The organism is Roseomonas nitratireducens (assembly GCF_017813355.1).
GTDB lineage: Bacteria > Pseudomonadota > Alphaproteobacteria > Acetobacterales > Acetobacteraceae > Neoroseomonas > Neoroseomonas nitratireducens.
In genome coordinates this window covers 1-4325 of record NZ_JAGIYZ010000052.1, presented here as the reverse complement: position 1 = coordinate 4325, position 4325 = coordinate 1, and the positions used below count along the sequence as shown (strand labels likewise).

The 4325-nt window shown below is 72.6% G+C and carries 7 protein-coding genes; 2 read left to right on the top strand and 5 right to left on the bottom strand.

The annotated features are described in order from the left end of the window. Positions 1-360 precede the first annotated feature (360 nt). The 5 genes from J5Y09_RS24065 to J5Y09_RS24045 form a co-directional block, all read right to left on the bottom strand. Positions 361-798, bottom strand: coding sequence for a hypothetical protein (locus tag J5Y09_RS24065; protein WP_209354391.1), 438 nt, complete (start codon positions 796-798; stop codon positions 361-363). 389 nt (positions 799-1187) lie between these two features. Then, positions 1188-1667, bottom strand: a complete 480-nt coding sequence (locus tag J5Y09_RS24060) for a hypothetical protein (protein ID WP_209354390.1) — start codon at positions 1665-1667, stop codon at positions 1188-1190. Beyond that, positions 1667-2032, bottom strand: a complete 366-nt coding sequence (locus J5Y09_RS24055; protein ID WP_209354389.1) for a hypothetical protein — start codon at positions 2030-2032, stop codon at positions 1667-1669. Before J5Y09_RS24055 ends, J5Y09_RS24060 begins: the two co-directional genes overlap by 1 nt. Continuing rightward, the gene (locus J5Y09_RS24050) at positions 2029-2643 is read right to left on the bottom strand and encodes a hypothetical protein (RefSeq protein WP_209354388.1); all 615 of its coding nucleotides are present in this window, start codon (positions 2641-2643) and stop codon (positions 2029-2031) included. The genes J5Y09_RS24055 and J5Y09_RS24050 overlap by 4 nt, the downstream gene beginning before the upstream one ends. After that, complete coding sequence (locus J5Y09_RS24045) at positions 2643-3026, bottom strand: hypothetical protein (RefSeq protein WP_209354387.1); 384 nt, start codon at positions 3024-3026, stop codon at positions 2643-2645. Before J5Y09_RS24045 ends, J5Y09_RS24050 begins: the two co-directional genes overlap by 1 nt. 163 nt (positions 3027-3189) lie before the next feature. Here J5Y09_RS24045 and J5Y09_RS24040 point away from each other — a divergent pair, with 163 nt between their 5' ends. Together J5Y09_RS24040 and J5Y09_RS24035 are read left to right on the top strand one after the other, a co-directional pair. Next, positions 3190-3672, top strand: coding sequence for a helix-turn-helix transcriptional regulator (locus J5Y09_RS24040; RefSeq protein ID WP_209354386.1), 483 nt, complete (start codon positions 3190-3192; stop codon positions 3670-3672). Positions 3673-3776: 104 nt separating this feature from the next. Continuing rightward, on the top strand, positions 3777-4064 hold the full coding sequence (locus tag J5Y09_RS24035; RefSeq protein ID WP_209354385.1) for a hypothetical protein: 288 nt from the start codon (positions 3777-3779) through the stop codon (positions 4062-4064). Positions 4065-4325 lie beyond the last annotated feature (261 nt).

The following is a 4325-nucleotide window of genomic DNA, read 5'->3' as shown; positions in this document are numbered from 1 at the left end:
CGCTCGCCCGCGCGCTGGCAGTCCCGGCGAAGCGATACCGGCGTCGCCAAACGCCGAAAGGCTGAACTCCGCGCGCCCCCGACTTCGTGCATTTTGCATAGCAAGAATCTTGCTTGGGGCGTTCGGTATGGGCGACCTCGCGTAGGTCTGGACCCTCCCCCCCGGCCCCACGCGAAGGCGGCGGGCCTACCCCCATGGGCGCCGGGCCTGCGCGCTGGCCTGGGGCGGGCGCCTGGGCCTGTGGGCGCCGGGCCGCCTCCCACCACCGGGCAGGGCGCCCAAGGCGCCCAGGCGCGCCCCACGCGAGGCGCGCGGGCCTGCGGCAGGGCGGGGCGGGGCAGGGGCGCCGGGCGGGCGGGCCTATGCGGCGGCGGCGGCAGCCTGGGCGCGCGTCGCCCACCGACCGGTCGGCAGGCCAAGGGCGGCGAGGCGCCGCTTGATGGTCGCTTCGGATGCGCCGACGCGCTGGCCAATCTCCTTGGCCGACAGGCCTTCGCGTCGGAGGGCAACGAGGGCGTCGGGGTCCACCTCGCGCTTGCTGGTGTCGTGGCGCTTCCGCTGCGGCTGTGGGTCGCGTGCGATGACGGCCCTGCCGGTGTGCGGATCGGTCGGCCTCGCGATGATCTGGATGCAGGCCTCGCAGTAGCGGGCGCGGAGGCCGGCCGCGCTGGCCTGCACGACGGCCCGACAGCAGTAGGCGTGCGTCGGCACGGCGCCGGTCTGCCAAAGAGGCATGCGGCATTCGCCGTGTTGGAACAGGCGGGGCGCGGCTGTGGTGTCGGGGTCGTGGTCCTGCATCGCTGCGTGCAGATTGCACACGGCGCGGCGGCTTCGCTACCTCGTGCACAGGACGGGGATGGTGATGGCATGCGACCAGGGCGACGCGAGAGAGAAGCGGAACGCGATCGGCTGCTGCGCGAGGTAGAGCAGGAGCGGCAGCGGCGCGAGCAGGCGGAGCAGCGTGAGAGGGAAGCGCGGGCAGAAGCGGCCAGGATGCGGCAGGCGGCGGCGCGGGCCCTGACGGCGCTGCGCGCGCGCTGACGGGCGGCGGCGCGGGTGGTGGGGCGAGGCCGGGGAGCGCCGATACTCCGTAAATTTGCGGAGTTTCCTTGCGGGGTCTGCCTTCCCCCATGTTCGCCAGTCGGGCCGCCGCGAGGCCGCGCTGATCACCGTTGACCGCGCCGCGATCAGGCCGCCGCCTTCGCCCTGACGATCGGCAGGCGGTCGCCCACGCGCTGCCGCAGGAGCGTCCGCCCCATCGCTTCCAGCATATCGTGGGGGATCGCAGCCAAGTCTGCGGCGAGGGAGGGCGCCAGCCCCGCGACGAGGCGGGCAACATCGGCATCTTGGAGCCGATCGATCAGAACCAGGTCCGCTTCGCCATACGCCGTCGCGCTGAAGGCCGCCTTGCCGAACTGCCGCACGAAAGTCACGACCTTGTCGGCATCGCCGCCCATGGCGTGGAGCAATTCGCCCAAGACCCCGGCGAGCATCCCCTCCATGGCCGCGACGCCGGATGCCGGCGGGGGCGACACATCCACCCGCCAGCCATCATCCACGCGCGTGATGGCGATCTCGGTGGCGCCGGCACGCAGGGCGACCAGCACGTGGCCCCACTCGTGCGCGGCCAAGATGATCCCGGCCGGGTCGCCCACCGCCGCGCCCATCACGCGGCGAGCCCGCGCGCCTTCGCCATGAGGTAGTCCCGCGCCCAGCGCCGCTGGATGGCAATTGCATCTTCAGCGTCCGCGATTGTGCGTCGGGCGGCTTTGACCAGCGAGGCCGCCTGCTCGACGGGCTGGCGGGCTTGCGACCGAGCGAGGGCGAGTTCATCGCGCAGCGCCGCCACCTCGGATGCCAGGGCTTCGGCCCGCTCTTCGGCATCGTGCTGCGCGTCGCGGGCGGCGATCACCACCTGCTCGATCTCGGTGAGCCGCGCGGATGCAGCCGCGCTGACCGCGCCGGTGGCTTCCTGCACATGGTCCACGAGCGCCTGCATCAGCGCCTTCTCGCGTGCCGTCACGCCGCTCATGCCGCGATCCTCCCTGACGCGCGGGTTCGCTTCCGCTCCGCGAGCAGAACGCGGTGGCTGGCGACCGCGGACTTCCAGACGGCATCGAGGCCGAGTGCCTGCCCATCCAAGCCGATCTGATCCACGTAGTTCCGGATCCACCCGGCGACGGCCACGGCTCCCGCCGACTTCGCGCGCCGCAGTTCGGAGCGGCACTCGTCCAGGCGACGCTTCGCGCGCTCGAGGTCGGCGCGGATGCTGCGGGCTGCGGCCAGACCGTCGGGCGACCCCGCGAGCAGGCGCGCCGCCATGCTGAGATCGGCGCTCAGATCATCGCCCAGGGGATCGCCGTCCATGTGATCCGCCACGCGCTCTAGATCACGGATCGCGGACTCGTATTCGCGCGCCAGGGCTTCCGCCCGATCCAGGCGCGACGCGACGGCCGCCCTGACCTCGGCCGCGTTCTCCTGCCAGCGCAGGACGGGGGATGCGGCTGCGGCGGTGATCAGCGCGCCCAGCCGCGCCCCGGCGGGCGGTGCGGTGGGCGGGACGAGCAGGAGGGACTTCACCGCTTCTCCGCGCGCGAACGCCTGCCTGATCTCGCTCCGGATGCGCGTGGGAAAGTCCTCCATCACGCGGCCTCCCGGAACGCGATGCGCAGGGACAGGGCGACCACCGGCCCGCCTTCCCGCTCGCGCCCGCTGGACGGGATGATGCCAAGCGTCCCGCCGCGCACGATGGACGAGCCGAGTTCCTGTTCGATGCTGTCGGCCAGATCATCCAGGGCATCGGCCACGGCGGACTCGGGCAGATGCGCGCCGTCGCGGGCAATGGCGCCCATCGCCGCGCGCAGCATCGCCGCGCCCGTCGTCCGGCTTCCCCGCTGCTGCGCCAGGGCATCGGCCGCCAGCATCACGCGCTGCTGCGCCTTGAGGATCGCCGTCGCTTCGGCGCCGGCTTCGTCTGCGATTGCGCGCACTTCCGCTTCAATGCGGCGCGCCAGTGCTTCGTCCATCGTTCTCGTCCTTTGACCAAAGGGCGCGACGCCGACCGACGCCGCATCGCTGAATCATAGCCGATGCGCGGGCTTCAGCGACATGCACGACGCGCGCTGTGCAGCACGCACAGCGGGTCGCGCCGACGATGCAAAGCGCGTCGCGTTGCGGCATGTTCACCACATGGCTGTCGAACTCCCTGGCTGGACCCACGCACGCATCGGCGCGCTGATCGCGCAGGAGCGCGCGCGGCTGGACATGACGCAGGAGGCCATGGCGACGAAGGCGGGCATCCACCGCAGCACCGTCGCGCGCATTGAGGTGGGCGATCCGGCCGCCGCGAATCAGCCGCGCCTGGACTTGCTGGCTTTCCTGGCGCGCGCCGGGTCGGCGGCAGCGGCTGCGGCGCTGGACGGAATCCGCGTCGCCATGCGGGCGCAGATGCCAGCGCGCGACGGCGAGGCCATCCTGGTCTACCCGCTGTGCATGGTCTTCGACGCGGAGGGCAGGCAGATCGTCGGCCCTGTCCGCATGTCGGCGCAGGAGGCGGTGTCCCTTGCGCTGGCGGGCCGCGCGGTCGGCGCCACGGAAGCCGACAAGCGCCGGCTGGCCGACCTGATGGCGCAGGCCAGGGCCGAGACTGCGCGCTACGTCATGGTGATCTGAGCCGGCGCGCGCTGTCGGCCTGAACAGCCGAACATCCGGTCGCGCGCCCTGGCGCTGCGCCGCATGGTCGCCCAGTCGATCCGCAGCAGAAGGAGGATTCCGACATGGACACCACGAACCGCGACGGCCGCGCCAACATCGTCACCCGCGACGGGCTCAAGGCGATCACCACGCGCGACGCTCCGGGCGCGACGGAGCGCGCGATCTCGGTCGTGCACACCTCGGAAGGCATGGCGGTCCACTCCGACCAGCCGGGCGCCAAGGTGGAGGTCAGCCAGGACAAGGATGGCGTGATCTCGGTCGTCGAAACGCTGGCCGATGGGAAGCCGGGCGAGACGCTGACCATCCCGGTGGTCGTCCCGCCGGCCGAGGCCGAAGCCAAGAAGGCCTGACGGGTGCGACGGCCCGGAACCGGGCCGCAGCGCGAGGGCGGGGCGGCCGGCCATGATGCGCCTGCTGTCCCGCCTCCGGTGCGGGTGAACGCTGGCGACCTGCCCGGACGCGCGCCGGCGCTTCCCTCCATCATCGAGGTGCCCGTCGGCGATGCGAACTTCCGCGTCACCGCGCCGATCGCCACGCGCGAGGTTCGCGCCATCGCGCGCCTCACCGATGGCAGCCTCGCCCTGATCCTGGCCGACGCCCGATGGCTGACC